Annotated in this window: 14 protein-coding genes; 8 read left to right on the forward strand and 6 right to left on the reverse strand. The window is 67.0% G+C overall.

Translation table 11 applies throughout. From position 1 onward, the window contains the following. Positions 1-2: 2 nt before the first annotated feature. The 3 genes from ACO1P8_RS03215 to ACO1P8_RS03225 form a co-directional block, all read right to left on the reverse strand. Positions 3-974 carry a Bug family tripartite tricarboxylate transporter substrate binding protein gene (locus tag ACO1P8_RS03215; RefSeq protein ID WP_486294486.1) on the reverse strand — a complete coding sequence of 324 codons (972 nt, stop codon included), beginning with the start codon at positions 972-974 and terminating at the stop codon, positions 3-5. Positions 975-1,094: 120 nt separating this feature from the next. After that, positions 1,095-2,009: a LysR family transcriptional regulator gene (locus ACO1P8_RS03220; RefSeq protein ID WP_486294487.1), complete on the reverse strand. Its 915-nt coding sequence runs from the start codon at positions 2,007-2,009 to the stop codon at positions 1,095-1,097. A 74-nt stretch (positions 2,010-2,083) separates the two neighbouring features. Continuing rightward, positions 2,084-3,229, reverse strand: a complete 1,146-nt coding sequence (locus tag ACO1P8_RS03225) for a LysR family transcriptional regulator (RefSeq protein ID WP_486294488.1) — start codon at positions 3,227-3,229, stop codon at positions 2,084-2,086. Between the two features lie 401 nt (positions 3,230-3,630). Here ACO1P8_RS03225 and ACO1P8_RS03230 point away from each other — a divergent pair, with 401 nt between their 5' ends. From ACO1P8_RS03230 to ACO1P8_RS03260, 7 genes are all read left to right on the forward strand, one after another. Beyond that, positions 3,631-4,836, forward strand: a complete 1,206-nt coding sequence (locus tag ACO1P8_RS03230; protein ID WP_486294489.1) for an efflux RND transporter periplasmic adaptor subunit — start codon at positions 3,631-3,633, stop codon at positions 4,834-4,836. 23 nt (positions 4,837-4,859) lie between these two features. Beyond that, entirely contained in the window at positions 4,860-8,078 is a 3,219-nt protein-coding gene (locus ACO1P8_RS03235) for an efflux RND transporter permease subunit (RefSeq protein WP_486294490.1), read from the forward strand. Positions 8,079-8,109: 31 nt separating this feature from the next. After that, complete coding sequence (locus ACO1P8_RS03240; RefSeq protein ID WP_486294491.1) at positions 8,110-9,642, forward strand: efflux transporter outer membrane subunit; 1,533 nt, start codon at positions 8,110-8,112, stop codon at positions 9,640-9,642. Positions 9,643-9,690: 48 nt separating this feature from the next. Then, a complete protein-coding gene (gene thpR / locus ACO1P8_RS03245; protein WP_486294492.1) occupies positions 9,691-10,272 on the forward strand; it encodes an RNA 2',3'-cyclic phosphodiesterase in 582 nt (193 codons plus the stop codon). Between the two features lie 52 nt (positions 10,273-10,324). Continuing rightward, the gene (locus ACO1P8_RS03250; protein ID WP_486294493.1) at positions 10,325-10,885 is read left to right on the forward strand and encodes a 5'-3'-deoxyribonucleotidase; all 561 of its coding nucleotides are present in this window, start codon (positions 10,325-10,327) and stop codon (positions 10,883-10,885) included. Positions 10,886-10,995: 110 nt separating this feature from the next. Next, positions 10,996-12,333, forward strand: a complete 1,338-nt coding sequence (locus tag ACO1P8_RS03255) for an NAD(P)H-dependent oxidoreductase (RefSeq protein ID WP_486294494.1) — start codon at positions 10,996-10,998, stop codon at positions 12,331-12,333. Between the two features lie 144 nt (positions 12,334-12,477). Next, a complete protein-coding gene (locus ACO1P8_RS03260; protein ID WP_486294495.1) occupies positions 12,478-13,662 on the forward strand; it encodes an MFS transporter in 1,185 nt (394 codons plus the stop codon). A 129-nt stretch (positions 13,663-13,791) separates the two neighbouring features. Here the strand turns inward: ACO1P8_RS03260 and ilvD are convergent, their stop codons facing one another. Continuing rightward, the gene (ilvD, locus tag ACO1P8_RS03265; RefSeq protein ID WP_486294496.1) at positions 13,792-15,654 is read right to left on the reverse strand and encodes a dihydroxy-acid dehydratase; all 1,863 of its coding nucleotides are present in this window, start codon (positions 15,652-15,654) and stop codon (positions 13,792-13,794) included. Positions 15,655-15,918: 264 nt separating this feature from the next. On the opposite strand from ilvD, the gene ACO1P8_RS03270 reads away from it, so the two are divergent. Next, positions 15,919-16,473, forward strand: coding sequence for a GNAT family N-acetyltransferase (locus ACO1P8_RS03270; RefSeq protein ID WP_486294497.1), 555 nt, complete (start codon positions 15,919-15,921; stop codon positions 16,471-16,473). 39 nt (positions 16,474-16,512) lie between these two features. Here the strand turns inward: ACO1P8_RS03270 and queC are convergent, their stop codons facing one another. Both queC and tcuA read right to left on the reverse strand, forming a co-directional pair. Beyond that, positions 16,513-17,241 carry a 7-cyano-7-deazaguanine synthase QueC gene (queC, locus tag ACO1P8_RS03275; protein WP_486294498.1) on the reverse strand — a complete coding sequence of 243 codons (729 nt, stop codon included), beginning with the start codon at positions 17,239-17,241 and terminating at the stop codon, positions 16,513-16,515. Positions 17,242-17,361: 120 nt separating this feature from the next. Further along, positions 17,362-18,858, reverse strand: a complete 1,497-nt coding sequence (tcuA, locus tag ACO1P8_RS03280) for an FAD-dependent tricarballylate dehydrogenase TcuA (RefSeq protein ID WP_486294499.1) — start codon at positions 18,856-18,858, stop codon at positions 17,362-17,364. Positions 18,859-18,861: the final 3 nt, after the last annotated feature.

The following is an 18,861-nucleotide window of genomic DNA, read 5'->3' on the forward strand; positions in this document are numbered from 1 at the left end:
TCTTACTCGAAAGTGATGTTGGCGCGCTTGACCACATCCTGCCACCGGGCGAAGTCGGCCGTCAGCAGGTTATTCAGGGCAGCGGCACTGGTATCCGGCGGCAGGTTGACTCCCACGCTGCTCAGCCGCGATTGCACCTTGGGCGATTGCATGACTTTCGCCATGGCGGCGCTGAGCTTTTCCTGGACGGCCGCGGGCGTGCCCGCCGGCGCAACCAGGCCCCACCAGCTCTGCACGCCCATGTTGGGCACGCCGGCTTCATCGAAGGTCGGGACGTTGGGCGCTTCCTTCTGCCGCTGCGGCGCCGAGACCGCGATGGGCCGGATTTTGCCGCCCTGGAAGAGCGCCGTCGCGGTCGGCATGGTCGTGAAGCTGGCATCGATCTGTCCGCCCGCCAGGTCGTTCACGGAAGCCGACGCGCCCTTGTAGGGGATGTGCACCAGCTTGATGTTCGCGTTCAGCATGAGCAGTTCGGCCATCAGGTGAGTCAGCGAACCGTTGCCGCCCGAACCGATGGAAATCGTGCCCGGCTTGGCGCGCGCCGCATCGACCAGTTCCTGGACCGTCTTGGCCGGAAACGACGGGTTGACGAACAGATACATGGGCGACAGGCCCAGCAGTGCTATCGGCGCGAAACCGGTGCGCGCGTTGTACTTGATGCGGTCGCCGTAAAGCGCGGGCACGATGGTGAAGGGCACATCCGCCAGCAGGAGCGTGTAGCCATCCGGTTTCTCGTTGGCGACGTAGGCCGTGCCGATCATGGAGCCGGCCCCGGCGCGGTTCTCGACGATCACGGATTGCCCGAGCGCCGCGCTGAGTTCGTCGCTGATGGCGCGTGCGATGACGTCGGAGCTGCCGCCGGCGGTATAGGGAACGACGACTTTGATCGGTTGGTCAGGGTAAGCGGCCCGCACGGGCGCGACGGCGGCGACCGACACAGCGGCGGCCGCGCAGAAGGATTTCCAATATTTCATAGTGATGCCCCCGCGGCAAAGGAAAGTTACTTTCTGCGATTCTGCAGACGGGGGGCGGAGCGTGGCAAGGGAAGTATGGGCATGAGGTATTCCAGAATGGAATAGCGGCGCCGACCGCGCTCACGCCAGCGCGGACACAGCTTGGTTCAGCGCGTCGGCGCGGCCCGCGATCCACTCGCACCAGGCATCGAGGTAGGGGCCGCCCACGTCCGGGCGCGGCCGCATCAGGTAGTAGGCGTAGCGCCCCTCCACCGACTCGCCGAAGGGGCGCTGCAATTGTCCCGACCGCAGGGCATCGGCCACCATGCACAACGGCACGATGGCCACCCCCAACCCGTTCAAAACGGCGGGCATCAGCACGGAAAACCCTTCGTATTCGGGGGCGGTGGCAGCCGGCCCCGGCCAGGACGGCGCGATGTCGGCCTTCCATTCATCCCACCCGTAGCCGCGCTGGGCCCGCTTGAGCAGCGGCACATTGGCCAGGTCGTCCATCCCGCGCACGGGGTTGCGCGCGAACAGCGAGGGGGCCCCCACCAGCGCCATTTCACGGCCGCACAGGTATTGGGTGGTCATGCCCGTCATATGGCCGGTGTGCAGCTGGATTTCCGCGTCGAAGCGCTCCGCCTTGTCGCGCCCATACAGCAGGCGCGGGCGCAGATTGATGCGGATTTCCGGATGGATATCGAAGAATTCGCGCAGGCCCGGGATCAGGCAGAACTGGGCGAAGGAGGGCGAGACGGCGATATTCAGGGCGACCCTGGCGTCGGGCCGGGCGACCACGGCATCGGCCTCGTCGAGCAGGCGCACGGCGGCGCTGACGCGCTCCAGGTACAAAGCGCCGGCATGGGTCAGGCGCAAACCGGTGGAGGTGCGCTTGAACAGGCTGGCCCCCAGCCGGGTTTCCAGGGCCTGGATATGCTTGCTGACGGCGCTTTGCGTCAGATGCAGCTGTTCCGCCGCGCGACTGAAATTCAGGTGCCGTGCCGCGGCAAGGAAAATCCGCAGCGATGCCAGGGACAGACGAGATCCTTTCACCCGGGGGCCCCGCCGCTAAGGCCGACGCGGGCGTCCCGCACCGCCGGGCTTCGGCGGGCAGCCGGCCAGGCGCATCATGACGCCACCGGGGCGGATTCCTGCGAGGATGCAGCGCCATCCAGGAAAGCGGGCGTGGCGCCGCGGGAGGCCCGTGCGGGGTGGCCGGCCTGGGCCGCCTCGCTGGCCTGGCGCGCGCGCGCAGCGGGCGCCGGACGCGGCTTCTGGCTGGCGCGCTGGGCCAGGCCAGCGGCCACTTCCGCATGCAGCCGCTCCTGCCCCGCCCAGGTGCATTCGCTATCCACGACGTCGCTGCGGCCGCTCAGCAGCGGGCAACGGCCGAAGATTTCGGCGGCCCAGTCCGTGAAGGCGCGCACCTTGGGCGACAGGTGGCGGTTGTGCGGATAGACCACCGAGATGGGCATGGGCTTGGGCTTCCACGCCGGCAGGATTTCCTTCAGCGCGCCACTTTGCAGATAGGGCAAGGCCATGTACCGCGGCGGTTGGATCAGCCCGAAACCCTGCAGCCCGCAGGCCATGTAGGCGTCGGCGTCGTTGACCGACACGATGCCGCGCATTTTGACGTCCATCGCCTGGCCGTCGACCATGAAATCCCAGTCGATGACGCGGCCGGTACGGCTGGAGAAGTAATGCACGGCGACATGGTCGGCCAGGTCTTCCAGCGTTTGCGGTTCGCCGTGCGACTCGATATAGTCCGGCGCGGCGCAGGTGATGCCCTCGAACATGCCGATGCGGCGTGCGACCATGCTGGAATCCTTCAGTTCGCCCACGCGGATCACGCAATCGACGGCTTCCTGCACCAGGTCTACCGGGCGGTCGCCCATGCCGATCACCAGTTCGATGTCCGGATAGCGCTGGTGGAATTCGCACAGCGAAGGGATGAGGATCAGGCGACCGATAGCCGCGGGTGTATCGATGCGCAGCTTGCCGCGCGGGCGCCGCGACGCGTCCATGAACGCGGCTTCGGCTTCCTCGACGTCGGCCAGGATGCGGACGCAACGCTCGTAGTAGGCAGCGCCGTCCGGCGTCAGGCTGAGCCGCCGCGTGGTGCGGTTCAGCAGGCGCACGTTCAGCAGCTTTTCCAGGTTCTGGATGATGGTCGTGACGGTGGTACGGGGCAGCGCCAGGTGGTCCGCCGCGCGCGTGAAGCTGTTCGCGTCGACGACCCGGACGAACACCTGCATGGCCTGAAAACGATCCATGAAAGACCTCGACGAATTCTGTGTGACGGCATTATGAACAAATAATTGTTCGACCTCGCCGAATAGAGTTGTTCGAGTATAGGTATTTATTCGACCAAACAAAACAGCCAGAATGCCGCCATTCCGATTAATTCGGTGGAAAGTGGTCAGGCCGGCTCCCGGAGCTCCCGGACGCCTGCTCCCCCAGACCTCCGTCACGGACGCGCGCCGCGTCAGGCCGGTTTTCGCCAAGGACTGGCCGTCCGGCAACCCATGTCCAGGCATGGATAACCATAAAAACCAGCGCGAAGGCGGCTGAGCCGCCGCCCGGGCATACCGCCCGGCATCCGTGACCCGCGCCGCCGTGCGCAACCGGGGAAGTGTCCACTCTACCGCCGTTATCCCTAAGAAAGAGGATTCACATGTCTGTGTTGCGCAGTCGCTACGCATTGGCGGCCACGTTCGCCGTCATCATCGCCATCGCCGGCGGCATCGTCCTGACCCGCGGCCAGGGAGCCAACAGCGCCAAGGCCGCCGGCGCGCCGCCGGCCGCGCCCGTCGATGTGGCCGAGGTGGTCGAACGCTCCATCACGGACTGGCAAAGCTATTCCGGCCGACTGGAAGCCGTGGACCGCGTGGAGATCCGTCCCCGTGTGTCCGGAACCCTGGTGGCCGTGCATTTCAAGGACGGCAGCCTGGTCCGCAAAGGGGATGAGCTCTTTACCATCGATCCCCTACCCTATCAGGCCGAAGTCGACCGCGCCGAGGCCAACCTGGCCGGCGCCAAGGCACGCGTCGCGTACACGGCATCCGAACTGGCCCGGGCGCAGCGCCTGATCACCGACAACGCCATCGCGCGCCGCGACTTCGAACAAAAGCAGAACGACGCGCGCGAAGCAGCCGCCAACCTGAAGGCGGCGCAGGCGGCGCTGGAAATCGCCCGGCTGAACCTGGGCTACACGCATATCGTGGCGCCCGTGTCGGGCCGCGTGTCGCGGGCCGAAGTCACGGTGGGCAACCTGGTCGCCGCCGGCGCCGCGTCGACGCCTTTGACCACGCTGGTCTCGGTGGACCCGATGTACGCGTCCTTCGACGTCGATGAACAGAGCTTCCTGAAGTACGTCAATCCCGCCCGGACCGGCAAGGGCGACCAGGTACCGGTGTTCCTGGGTCTGGCAAACGAAGACGGCTATTCGCGCCGCGGCAAGGTCCAATACGTCGATAACCGGCTGGACACCGGCTCCGGCACCATCCGTGTACGCGCCACGTTCGACAACGCCGACGGCACCCTGGTGCCGGGGCTGTACGCCCGCATCCGGCTGGGTGGCGGCGATCCGCACAAGGCCATCCTGATCGACGAGCGCGCCCTGGGCACCGACCAGAACAAGCGCTTCGTCATGGTCGTGGACGGGCAGAACCACGCGCAATACCGAGAAGTCCACCTGGGTTCCGCGCAGGGCGGCCTGCGCGTCATCACCGCCGGCCTGAAGCCGGGCGAGCGCATCGTCGTGAACGGGTTGCAGCGCGTGCGGCCGGGCGATGCCGTGGCGCCCACCGTCGTGCCCATGGCGAAACTGGAATCCCCGATGCGGACCAGCCAGACCAAGACGCCCGCCGACCCCGCCTGACCTGATTCGCCACCGAGAGCGTCATGAACATATCCAAATTCTTCATCGACCGCCCGATCTTCGCGGGCGTGTTGTCGGTGCTGATACTGCTGGCCGGGATACTGGCCATGTTCCAGCTACCGATATCGGAATATCCCGAAGTCGTACCGCCTTCCGTGGTGGTGCACGCGCAATACCCGGGCGCCAACCCGAAGGTCATCGCGGAAACCGTGGCCGCGCCGCTGGAAGAGCAGATCAACGGCGTCGAAAACATGCTGTACATGCAGGCGCAGGCCAACAGCGACGGCAATATGACGCTGACGGTCTACTTCAAGCTGGGCGTGGACCCGGACAAGGCGCAGCAGCTGGTGCAGAACCGCGTGTCGCAGGCGCTGCCGCGCCTGCCCGACGACGTGCAGCGCCTGGGCGTGACCACCGCCAAGAGCTCGCCGACGCTGACGCTGGTGGTGCACCTGATTTCGCCCGACAACCGCTACGACATGACGTACCTGCGCAACTACGCGGTACTGAACGTAAAGGACCGGCTGGCCCGGATTTCCGGCGTCGGCGACGTGCAGCTGTGGGGTTCCGGCGACTATTCCATGCGCATCTGGCTGGATCCGCAGAAAGTCGCCCAGATGGGCATGACCGCCAGCGACGTCATCGCCGCGATCCGCGAGCAGAACGTGCAGGTGGCGGCCGGCGTGATCGGCGCGTCGCCCACGCTGCCTAACGTGCCGCTGCAATTGAACGTCAACACGCAGGGCCGCCTGACCAGCGAACAAGAGTTTCGCGATATCGTCCTGAAGACCTCGCCGGACGGCGGCGTGGTGCGGCTGGGCGACGTAGCGCGCGTCGAGCTGGACGCGGCCGAATACGGACTGCGCTCGCTGTTGGACAACAAACCGGCCGTGGCGCTGGGCATCATGCAGGCGCCGGGCGCGAACGCCCTGGACGTCTCCAAGCAGGTGCGCGAAGCGATGAAGGAACTGTCGGCGGATTTCCCGCCGTCGGTGAAATACGACGTGGTGTACGACCCCACGCAATTCGTCCGTGCCAGTATCGAGGCGGTGGTGCATACCCTGCTCGAAGCGATCGCGCTGGTCGTGATCGTGGTCATCGTCTTCCTGCAAACCTGGCGCGCGTCGCTGATCCCGCTGCTGGCCGTACCGGTGTCCATCATCGGGACATTTTCCCTGCTGCTCGCTTTCGGCTATTCGATCAACGCGCTGTCGCTGTTCGGCATGGTGCTGGCCATCGGGATCGTCGTGGACGATGCGATCGTGGTGGTGGAAAACGTCGAACGGAATATCGCCGCCGGCTTGACGCCACGCGAGGCGACCTATCGCGCGATGCGGGAAGTCAGCGGCCCCATCATCGCCATCGCGGCCACCCTGGCGGCGGTGTTCGTGCCGCTGGCCTTCATGACCGGCCTGACCGGCCAGTTCTACAAGCAGTTCGCCATGACGATCACGATCTCCACCGTGATCTCGGCCTTCAACTCCCTGACGCTATCGCCGGCCCTGGCCGCCCTGCTGCTGAAAGGCCATGACGCCGAACCGGACTGGCTGACGCGCGCGATGAACAAGGTGCTGGGACGGTTCTTCGCCTGGTTCAACCGGGTGTTCAACCGCGCATCGGAGGGCTATTCCAGCAACGTCGGCGGCGTCATGAAGCGCAAGTCCGCCAGCCTGCTGGTGTATGCGGTGCTGCTGGCGGCTACCGTGGGCATCTCGTACATCGTGCCCGGCGGCTTCGTCCCTGCGCAGGACAAGCAGTACCTGGTGGGCTTCGCCCAATTGCCCACCGGCGCCTCGCTGGATCGCACGGAAGACGTGATCCGCCGCATGGGCGACATCGCCATGAAGGAACCCGGCGTGGATCACGCCGTGTCTTTCCCGGGGCTGTCGATCAACGGTTTCACCAACAGTTCCAGCGCCGGCATCGTCTTCGTCACCCTCAAGCCCTTCGACGAGCGTGTCCGCGACGGCTTGCCGGCGGACAAGATCGCGGCATCCCTGAACCAGAAGTTCGGCGCGGTGAAGGACGCCTTCATCGCGGTGTTCCCGCCCCCGCCGGTGATGGGCCTGGGCACGCTGGGCGGCTTCAAGCTGCAGATCGAAGACCGTGCCGCGCTCGGCTACGAAGCGCTGGACCGCGCCACGCAGGCCTTCGTCGCGGCGGCGGCCAAAGCGCCGGAACTGGGTCCGTCGTTCTCCAACTACCAGATCAACGTGCCGCAGCTGGACGTGGACCTTGACCGCGTGAAGGCCAAGCAGCTGGGCGTGAAGGTGACGGACGTCTTCGACACCATGCAGATCTATCTGGGCTCGCTGTACGTGAACGACTTCAACCGTTTCGGCCGGGTATTCCAGGTACGCGCCCAGGCGGATGCGCCCTTCCGCGCCCGGCCCGAGGACATCGGCCTGCTGAAGACGCGCAACGCCGCCGGCGACATGGTGCCGCTGTCCTCGCTGGTGCGCGTGTCGCAAACCTACGGGCCGGAGATGGTGGTTCGCTACAACGGCTACACCGCCGCCGACATCAACGGCGGGCCGGCGCCAGGCTATTCGTCCGACCAGGCCAAGGAAGCCGCCGAACGCATCGCGGCACAGACCCTGCCGCGCGGCATCAAGTTCGAGTGGACCGACCTGACCTACCAGCAGATCCTGGCCGGCAACGCGGGCATCTGGGTGTTCCCGATCAGCGTGCTGCTGGTGTTCCTGGTGCTGGCCGCGATGTACGAAAGCCTGACGCTGCCGCTGGCCGTGATCCTGATCGTTCCCATGAGCATCCTGGCGGCACTGGCGGGCGTGTGGCTGACACGCGGGGATAACAACATCTTCACGCAGATCGGCCTGATGGTACTGGTGGGGCTGGCATGCAAGAACGCCATCCTGATCGTGGAATTCGCCCGCGAACTGGAAATGCAGGGCCGCAGCGCCTTCGATGCCGCCGTGGAAGCCTGCCGCCTGCGTCTACGCCCCATCCTGATGACGTCGATCGCCTTCATCATGGGCGTGGTGCCGCTGGTGTATTCCTCGGGCGCCGGTTCCGAAATGCGCCACGCGATGGGTATCGCGGTGTTCTTCGGCATGCTGGGCGTGACCTTGTTCGGGTTGTTCCTGACACCGGTTTTCTACGTCACGCTGCGCACCATCAATCCGCGCAAGCTGCACTCGGCCGGCAAGCACGAGGCCCCCGCGACCGCGCCGCACGGCCAATCCCAGGCTCACGGCCACCCCGTGCCCGGCGCCGAATAAATCGAACTGGATGACAGACATGAAGTCCCGCATGAAAACCCTGAACCGCTTCGCGTTGTCGGCCCTGGTCGCGACGATCCTGGCGGGTTGCTCGCTGACGCCGGATTACCAACGGCCCACGGCTCCCGTAACGGCGGCCTACAAGGAGGCGCTCCCCCCGCAGGAGGCCGGCCAATGGAAGACCGCCCAGCCCTCGGAAGCCATGCTGCGCGGCGAATGGTGGAAGGTGTTCGGCGATGACACGCTGAACGCCCTGGAAAGCCAGGCCGCCGAGGCCAACCAGAGCCTGAAGGCCGCAGCGGCGCGGCTTGCCCAGGCGCGCGCGCTGCAGCGCCAGACGGGTTCGGCCCTGTTCCCGGAGGTCACGGCGAACTTCGGCCCGACGCGGCAACGCGCCTCGCCGGCATCGCAGGGCCTGCCCGACGGCGGCCCCGCCACCAGTACCACGCTGTGGCGCGGGCAGTTGGGCGTCTCGTACGAGGCCGACCTGTTCGGCCGGGTATCGTCCACCGTCGATGCCGCCACCGCCGACGCGCAGCAGAGCGAAGCGCTGTTGCGGTCGGTACAGCTGGCGCTGCAGGCCGATGTGGCCGAGAACTACTACATCGTCCGCGAACTGGATGCCGAGCGGCAGATCTATGTGCGCACGCTGGAATTGCGCCAGCAGACGCTGGACCTGATCGAACGGCGCTACAAGGAAGGCGATATCAGCGAGCTGGACGTGGCCCGCGCACGTTCGGAACTGGCGTCCGCCCAGTCGGAAGCGCTGGGCATCGACCGCCGCCGTGCGGCGTCCGAGCACGCCCTGGCGGTACTGCTGGGCAAGGCACCGGCCGAATTCACGCTGCCGCCCAATCCGCTGGCGCGCATCGCGATCACGGTACCGGCCGGCTTGCCGTCCTCGCTGCTGGAACGCCGGCCCGACATTGCCGCGGCCGAACGCGCCATGGCCGCGGCCAACGACCGCATCGGCGCCGCGCGCGCGGCGTTCTTTCCGCAGCTGAACATCACCGGCTACGCGGGCTATGAATCGTCCGAGCTGGGCAACCTGTTCGAATGGTCCAGCCGCACCTTCCTGCTGGGCCCGCTGACCGGCGCCATGCTGAGCCTGCCGATTTTCGACGCGGGACGCCGGCAGGCCGGCCTGGATCGCGCCCGTGCCGTCTACGAAGAGGACGTCGCGAACTACCGCCAGTCGGTACTGGGCGCCTTCCGCGAAGTCGAGGACAATCTGGCCAACCTGCGTATTCTGGATCAGCAGACACAGGCCCAGGATCGCGCCGTGCAGGCATCCTCCCGCGCCGCGCAGTTGTCGCACACGCAGTACAAGGAAGGCTCCATCAGCTACCTGGACGTGATCGACTCGGACCGCACGGTGCTGACGCAGCAGCGCGTCTCGGTGCAGCTGGATGGCGAGCGGGCGCGCTCCACGGTCAATTTGATCCGTGCGCTGGGCGGCGGCTGGGATCTGGGTGTGCCCCAGGCTCAGCAGGCGGGCAACCCGCCCGCCGGCAAGCCCATGCCGGTGGCGCCGCCGCCGGTCCGACCCGTGGCGCAGCGCTGACGCGGATGGCAAACTTGGGGGCCTCTTTCGAGCCCCCCTTTTTTCGCCATGCCGTCCACGCCCGCACCGCCCCAAGCCGATCCGCCCGCCTCGCCCGTCCGCCTGTTCTTCGCGCTATGGCCGGACGCCGCCACGGTACGCACCCTGGGCGCATGGGCGACGGGCGCCCACGCCAAGTGCGGCGGCCGCATCATGCGGCCCGATACGCTGCACCTGACGCTGGGCTTCCTGGGCGACACGCCGCCGGACCTGCTGGCCCCGCTGATCGCGGAAACACGGTCCAGGCACATCGAACCGGGTACGGTCATCCTGAGCCGCTATGGCGCCTTCCCCCGCTCACGCATCGTATGGGCGGGGCCGGCGGATACGGACAACGGCCATGCCGACGAGGGTGCCGCGCGGCTGGAGGCCGAGCACCGGCGCTTGTGGGACTGGGTGCGCGGCCTGCACCCGGCCCGGCCGGAACCGCATTTCCGCCCCCACGTTACGTTGTTGCGCAACGCGGACACACGGGAATTGCCGGCGCGCGCGCCCCCTCCCATCGCCTGGCGCTATGACCGATACGTGCTGGTGGCGTCCGTTCAGAACGGCTCCGGGCGCTATCGCATCGTGGCCTCGACCCGGGTTTAGCGCCGCGGCGTCAGGCACAATAGTCGCCCTCCAAGCCCTTTCGCGCGGGACCATGCTTATCCTGATCGATCAAGACGGTGTACTCGCCGACTTCGAAAACGCCTTCATCGCGGCCTGGCGCGATGCGCATCCGGACATCGCGCCGGTGGAATTCGAGCAGCGCAAGTCCTTCCACATCCTGGAGGACTATCCCGCCGAACTGCGGCCCCGCGCCGAAGCGCTGTACACCGCCCCCGGATTCATCAGGAGCCTGCCACCCGTGCCGGGCGCCCTGGATGCCCTGCGCGAGCTGGCCGGACTGGGCATCGATGTCCGCATCTGCAGCTCGCCCCTGCGCCAGTACGAGAACTGCGTCGCGGAAAAATACCAATGGGTGGAACGGCACCTGGGGCGGCCCTGGACGGAGCGCTTGATCCTGACGCGCGACAAGACATTGGTGCAGGGCGACATCCTGATCGACGACCGGCCGGCCATCGAAGGCGCCGCCCGCCCCCGCTGGCGGCACATCGTGTACGACGCGCCGTACAACCGGCATGTGATGGACAAGCCGCGTCTCTCCTGGGCGAACTGGCGCAATGTGCTGGGTGGCGAACTCTATCGCGCGGATGGCTGAAGCCCCGCCAAATGCCTTAAAGCGCGATATTCGCGCGACACGGCCCGTCGCGGCCGTGTCCGCCTGCGGTAAGCTGGTCGGACCGCCAACGGGGGCGGCAGGAGACAGGGATGAATCTTCACCGCATGCTCAAGCAACGAGAAGCCGACGGCAAGCCGATACGCATCGCCCTGATCGGTGCAGGCAAATTCGGATCCATGTTTCTCAGCCAGGCACGTCGCACCCCCGGCATGCGCCTGGTGGCGGTGGCCGATCTCAAGCCCGCGTCGGCACGCGCGGCACTGACCAAGGTCGGCTGGCCCGCCGCGGCACTGCAGGCCGCGTCCATCGGCGAAGCGTGCCGCAACGGCAGCGTTTACTGCGCGGAGGACGCGCTGGCCATCATCGCGCATCCGGAAATCGACGTCGTCATCGATGCCTGCGGCAGCGCGGCGGCCGGCATACGCCACGCCCTGGCCTGTTGCGAACACGGCAAGCACATCATCATGGTCACCGTCGAGGCCGACGCACTGGCGGGGCCCTTGCTCGCGCGCCGCGCGCGGGAGGCCGGCGTCGTCTATTCGCTTGCCTACGGCGACCAGCCCGCCCTGATCTGCGAGATGGTGGACTGGGCGCGGGCCAGCGGTTTCGAGGTCATCGCGGCCGGCAAGGGCACCAAGTATCTGCCCGCCTTCCACACTTCCACCCCGGACACGGTGTGGCCCTATTACGGCTTCACGCCGGAAATGGTCGCGGCCGGCGATTTCAACGCGCAGATGTTCAACAGCTTCCTGGACGGCACCAAGAGCGCGATCGAAATGGCGGCGGTCTCCAATTCCACGGGCTTGCTGCCTGCGCCTTCCGGCCTGCATTTCCCGCCCTGCGGCGTGGATGACCTGGCCCGGGTGCTGCGGCCGCGCGACGACGGCGGCACGCTGCACCACCGCGGGCAGGTGGAAGTCGTGTCCTCGCTCGAACGCGACGGCCGTCCGGTGTACCGCGACCTGCGCTGGGGTGTGTACGTGGTCATCGCGGCCGACAGCGACTATGTCCGGCGCTGCTTCAAGGAATACGGCGTGGTCACCGACCCGACCGGCAACTATTCCGCCATGTACAAGCCCTACCACCTGATGGGAATGGAACTGGGCATCAGCGTGGCCAGCGTCGCGCTGCGCCGCGAACCGACCGGCGCGCCCACCGGGTGGCACGGCGACGTGATAGCCACCGCCAAGCGCGACATGAAGCCCGGCCAGATACTGGACGGCGAAGGCGGCTATACCGTCTATGGCCGCCTGATGCCGGCGCGCGACTCCGTGGAAGGCGGCTACCTGCCGCTGGGCCTGGCGCACGACGTCAAGCTGAAGAACCCCGTCCGGGCCACGCAGGCACTGAAATGGTCGGACGTGGACTATGACGAAGCGCGGGATGCCTTGCAGTTCCGGCGCGAGATGGAGCAAGGCTATCTCTGACGCAGCTATCTCCGGCGTCACTCCTTGCACGCGCCTGGCGACGATTTTTGCGCTGCGCGTACAAGTCCTTTGTCCTTGATGGGCTGTTTCCGCGGTTGACCGGCGCGCAGAATACGCGCTTCCAAACCATTTGCGGGAACTGAAATGCCTATCGCCTTATGGGCGCTTGCCGCGGGTGCCTTCGGCATCGGGACCACGGAATTCGTCATCATGGGCCTGCTGCCCGAATTGTCCGCCGACCTGGGCGTCGGCCTGTCGACGGCCGGGCTGCTGGTGACCGGCTATGCGCTGGGCGTCTTCGTCGGCGCCCCCATCGTTACGCCTTTGATGTCGCGCCTGCAACGCAAGACCGTGCTGCTGGGGCTGATGCTGCTTTTCACCGTGGGCAACCTGGCCTGCGCGGTGGCACCGGGGTACGGGACGCTGATGGCGGCGCGCGTATTGACCTCTTTCGCGCATGGCGCCTTCTTCGGCATCGGTTCGGTGGTGGCCACCGGCCTGGTCGCCGCGGACAAGAAGGCGTCGGCCATCGCCCTGATGTTTACCGGCCTGACGCTGGCCAACGTAATGGGCGTGCCGCTGGGTACCTGGCTGGGCCAGCACTTCGGCTGGCGCAGCACATTCTGGGCGGTGACGGCCATAGGCGTCATCGCCATGGCCGCCATTGCCCTGCTGGTGCCGCGCAGCCGTGACGAGCACCGGGCCCATTTCGGCCAGGAACTGCGCACCCTGGTCCGGCCGCAGGTGCTGCTGGGCTTTTTGATGACGGTACTGGGCTTCGGCGGGGTATTCGCGGCCTTTACCTATATCGCGCCCCTCCTGACGCAGCTGGCGGGTTTCCCGGATACCGCGGTCTCGCCCATCCTGCTGTTGTTCGGCGTGGGCCTGGTGATCGGCAACACGCTGGGCGGCAAGTTCGCCGACCGCCGCCTGATGCCGACGCTGATCGGCACGCTGTTGATCCTGGCCTTGTTGCAGGCGGTATTCGCATTCACTGTCCATTCCCAGATCGCAGCGGCAATTACCGTCGGCCTGCTGGGCGCGGCGGGATTCGCCACGGTGCCGCCCTTGCAGATGCGGGTGCTCGAAAAAGCCTCCGGCGCGCCCAATCTGGCCTCGGCCTTCAATATCGCGGCCTTCAATCTGGGCAATGCGGCGGGCGCGTGGGTGGGCGGCGTCACCATCGACCATGGCCCGGGATTGGCCGCCCTGCCCTGGGTGGCCAGCCTGATGACGGCGGGCGGATTGCTGGTGGCGCTGGCCAGCTGGCGGCTGGATCGCAGGGTACGGCCGGCGCTGGCGGGCCAGCCTGCATCCGAATGCATATAGGCGTCGGGAGCGCCCGCGCGCCGGCTGGCGCGCGCATGAAAAACCGCCCGGGTCCGGGCGGTTTCGCATGATGCGCGCCCCGTTGGCGGGGAAAGCCGGCCGCCCGCACGGGCCGCCGGCGCGCGGGGATCAACGCCGTGTCAGCTGGCTGATGTCGCGCACGGCGCCGCGGTCGGCCGACGTGGCCAGCGCGGCATAGGCCTGCAAGGCCTGGGATACGACGCGCTCGCGCTCGCCGGGCTTCCAGGCCTGGTCGCCACGGCTATCCATTTCCTGGCGACGCGCCGCCAGTTCGGCATCGCTGACATCCAGGCGGATGCTGCGGTTGGGAATGTCGATGTGAATGGCGTCGCCGTCATGCACCAGGCCGATGGCGCCGCGTTCGGCGGCTTCGGGCGAGGCATGGCCGATGACCAGCCCGGACGAACCGCCGGAAAAACGCCCGTCCGTGAACAGCGCGCACGATTTGCCCAGGCCCTTGGACTTCAGATAGGACGTGGGATACAGCATTTCCTGCATGCCGGGGCCGCCCTTGGGGCCTTCGTAGCGGATCACCACCACGTCGCCGGCCACGATCTTGTCACCGAGGATGGCGTCGACCGCGGCGTCCTGGCTTTCGAAAACGCGCGCGCGGCCCTTGAAGACCAACTGGCTTTCATCCACGCCCGCGGTCTTGACGATGCAGCCTTTCTCCGCCAGATTGCCGTACAGCACCGCCAACCCGCCATCCTTGGAATAGGCGTGGGCCAGGTCGCGGATACCGCCGTTGCTGCGGTCCAGGTCCAGGGTCAGGTAGGTGGCATCCTGGCTGAAGGCGACCTGGGTCGGCACGCCGCCGGGCGCGGCACGGTAGAACTTCTGCGCCTGCTCGCCCGCGCCGCCCGCGACGTCCCATTTTTCCAGCGCCTTGCCCAGGGTGCCGCTATGGACATTACCGGCGGACAGGTCCAGCAGATCGGCACGCGCCAGTTCGCCCAGGATGCCGATGACACCGCCGGCGCGATGCACGTCCTCGATATGGTATTTGTCGGTGGCCGGCGCGGCCTTGCACAGGCAGGGCGTGCGGCGCGAGATGCGGTCGATGTCGGTCATGGTGAAATCGACCCCGGCTTCCTGCACGGCCGCCAGCAGATGCAGCACGGTATTGGTGGACCCGCCCATGGCGACATCCAGCGTCATGGCGTTTTCGAAGGCCGCTCGGGTGGCGATGTTGCGGGGCAGGACCGAAGCATCGTCCTGCTCGTAATAGCGGCGGCACAGGTCGACGATCAAACGGCCGGCTTCCTCGAACAGGCCCTTGCGCCAGGCGTGGGTGGCGACGATGGTGCCGTTGCCCGGCAGGGCCAGGCCCAGGGCTTCGGTCAGGCAGTTCATGGAATTGGCCGTGAACATACCGGAACAGGAGCCGCAGGTGGGGCAGGCGCTGCGTTCGTATTCGGCGACGTCTGCATCGGACATCTTGGGATCGGCGGCCTTGATCATGGCATCGACCAGGTCGATCTTGGCCAGTACCTTGCCGTCGGTCGGCGACTTGATCTTGCCGGCCTCCATCGGGCCGCCCGACACGAACACGACGGGGATGTTCAGGCGCATCGCGGCCATCAGCATGCCCGGGGTGATCTTGTCGCAGTTGGAAATGCACACCATGGCGTCCGCGCAATGGGCGTTCACCATGTATTCGACCGAGTCGGCGATCAGTTCCCGCGACGGCAGCGAGTAAAGCATGCCGTCGTGGCCCATGGCGATGCCGTCGTCCACCGCGATCGTGTTGAATTCCTTGGCGACCGCGCCCGCCTTTTCGATTTCGCCGGCGACCAGCGCCCCAAGGTCGCGCAGATGCACGTGGCCGGGGACGAACTGGGTAAAGGAATTCACCACCGCGACGATGGGCTTGCCGAAATCGCCGTCCTTCATGCCGGTGGCGCGCCAGAGGGCGCGGGCGCCGGCCATGTTGCGGCCGTGGGTGGAGGTGCGGGAACGGTAGTGCGGCATGGCGTGTCGTCTCGGAAAGAGCGGGTAGTTGTCAGAACGGCCCGCGCCGCGCCGGGGACGCGGCTTGCCGGGGCGGACCGGGCCAAAAGGTTCCCATCATAACGCCTGGGGGGCCGGGCCTCCGGCGGCCCCCCGCCCGCGGCCGGGGAATGTCCGGATGTTCCCCAGTCCCCGATCCCGCCGCGGCGTCGCATAATTCCGCTGCTCCCCCGCCCGCCGGACGATCGTTCCGAGCGGTTCTTCCTATCCTTCACCCGTTACCCGATGACCGCCCCCCTTTCCTCCGGCCTGCTGATCCGCGACGCCACCGCCGACGATATGGCCGCCATCCAGGCCATCTACACCCACCACGTGCTGCATGGCACGGCTTCTTTCGAGCTGACGCCCCCCGCCCTGGACGAAATGCTGCAGCGCCGCGCGACGGTGCTGGCAAACAACCTGCCCTACCTGGCCGCCGAACTGGACGGCCAGATCGCCGGCTATGCCTATGCGACGCTGTACCGGCCGCGCCCGGCCTACCGGTTTACCTGCGAGGATTCGGTCTACGTGAAGCCGGGCATGGCCGGCCACGGGATCGGCGGGCGTTTGCTGGCCGAACTGGTCCGGCGCTGCACGGCGCTGGGATGGCGGCAGATGCTGGCCGTGGTGGGCGATAGCGCCAACGCGGCCTCGCTGGCCCTGCACGCCCGCTGCGGCTTCCATGCCGTGGGCACGCTGCGTTCGGTGGGACACAAGCTGGGCGAATGGCGCGATACGGTGCTGATGCAGCGCGCGCTGGGCGAAGGCGACACCACCCCGCCGGGACCGCGCGACCGCTGAGCCCCCGCGCGGCGCAGTGAAGCTATTGCGTCTTCATCCCTAGGCCGGCGGCAAGGGCGCGGCCAGCCCCGCGGTCCAGCGCTCCCAGCCGGCCTTGCGCAGCGCGCACGCCGGGCAGGTACCGCAGCCATAGCCCCAGTCATGGCGGGCGCCGCGCTGGCCCAGGTAGCAGGTATGGCTGTCCTCTTCGATGATGCGCACCAGTTCGTCGCCGCCCAGCCGCTGCGCCAGCGCCCAGGTCTGCGCCTTGTCCAGCCACATCAGGGGGGTTTCGATGGTCACCTTCGTACCCAGGCCAAGCGCCAGCGCGACTTGCTGGGCCTTCATCGTGTCGTCGCGGCAATCCGGGTAGCCGGAGAAATCCGTTTCGCACATGCCGCCGACCAGCACATCCAGCTGGCGCCGGTAGCCCAGTGCCGCGGCCAGCGTAAGGAAAAGCAGATTGCGGCCGGGGACGAAGGTATTGGGCAGGCCATTCGCCTGCATTTCGATCTGCCGGTCGCTGGTCATGGCCGTGTCGCCGACCTGCCCCAGCACGGACAGGTCCAGCAGGTGGTCTTCGCCCAGGCGCGAGGCCCACTGCGGCAAGCGGGTGCGCATTTCGCGCAGCACGTTCTGCCGCGCATCCAGCTCGATGCGGTGGCGCTGGCCGTAATCGAAGGCGACCGTTTCGACATGGGCGTAGCGTTGCAGGGCCCAGGCCAGGCAGGTTGTCGAATCCTGCCCGCCGGAAAACAGCACCAGGGCGCGGCGCTCGTGGTTTTGCACGGGAACTCCGAAGTATCGGGGCCGGCGCACCGGCCCGGCCGCCGCGCGACCGCGGCGGATCGCAGGCCGGACGGCCCATGGAAAGTATCGTGCAATTAGAACCGCGTCGACTCGCCCTAGTCAAAGCCCCTTCGCCGCCTGCGCCGCCCCCCGTCCCGCGATACGACCGAAGATCGCGCCCGATACCAGCCCCGTGCCGCTGGGATAGTTGAAATAGAACAGGCCGCCCACCATCTCGCCCGCGCAGTACAGCCCCGGCATGGGGTGCAGGTGCACGTTCAGCACCTGGCCGCTTTCGGGATCGATGCGCAGGCCGCCGAAGGTAAAGGTGATGCCGCAGGTGGTCGCATAGGCGTGATATGGCGGGGTGTCCAGCGCCTGCGCCCAGTTGGACTTGGGCGGCTCGATGCCTTCGGTGCGCAGGCCGTCCTTGACGGTGGGATCGAAGGACACATCCTTGCGGATCGACGCGTTGTAGGCGCGCACGGTCTCCAGGAACGCCGCCGGGTCCACGCCTTCGAGTTTGTGCGCCAGTTCCTCCAGCGTATCGGCCGTGGCCTTGGTCATCATTTTGATCCGGTATTCGGAACGCAGCAGATCCGTGACCTTGGAATCGAACACCTGCCAGGCGAACTGGCCGGGCTGCTTCAGCACTTCTCCGCCGTATTTCGCGTAGGTGAAGGAGTGGAAATCCAGGCCTTCGTCCACGAAGCGCTTGCCGTGGGCGTTGATCAGCAGGCCGAAGATATAGCTGTGCTTCTGGAATTGGTCGCCCACGTCGACGTCGCCGAACTCCGGTGCGTTCAGGTCCCAGCCGGTGGCGTGGCAGCCCGACCAGTTGCCATAGGCCGCGGCGCCCGCTTCGAGGGCCATCCGCAGGCCATCGCCCTGGTTGAAGCGCGAGCCGCGCACCTTGGCGAGCTCCCAGCCTGGGCCCAGATAGCGCGCGCGCATTTCCGGATTGCCTTCGAAACCGCCGCAGGCCAGCACGACCGATTTCGCCTCGAATACCGCGGGCTGCCCGTCGCGCGCCGCCCTGACGCCCGTGACGCGATCGCCGTCCGTGACCAGCGACCTGGCGCGCGTGTTGTAGTGCATGTCGATGCCGGCTTTCCCGGCCGCCTTGTCCAGGAATTGCACCAGCCCCGCGCCTCCCCCGGACACTTCGATCGGCAGACGGCCGAAGAACTTGCGCCGTCCATTTACCAGCGAGGACTGCCGCCCATAGTTCGGCACAAACCTTGCGCCCTTGGAACGCAGCCACACCATGACGTCCAGGCTTTGCGTGACCAGGATCTCCGACAAGCGCGGATCGGTGCGGAAGTTGGTCAGGCGAAACAGGTCGTCGAAATACTCGTCCGTCGTGTTGGTGAAATAGTCGCTGGTGGCGATCTCTTCTTCGGTCAGGTCGGTGACTTTCTTCAGGTCCTCCACCGAATCGTAGGCGAAACGCATCACGCCGCCGGCAAAGCGGCTGTTGCCGCCGGATTCGTCCTCGGAAGCGGCTTCCAGCACGGCGACGCGCGCGCCATGTTCGCGGGCGGACAGCGCCGCGCACAGCGCCGCGTTGCCCTTGCCGACCACCACCACGTCATAACGATGAATTTGCTCTTCCACTTG

The organism is Bordetella sp., from assembly GCF_057362025.1.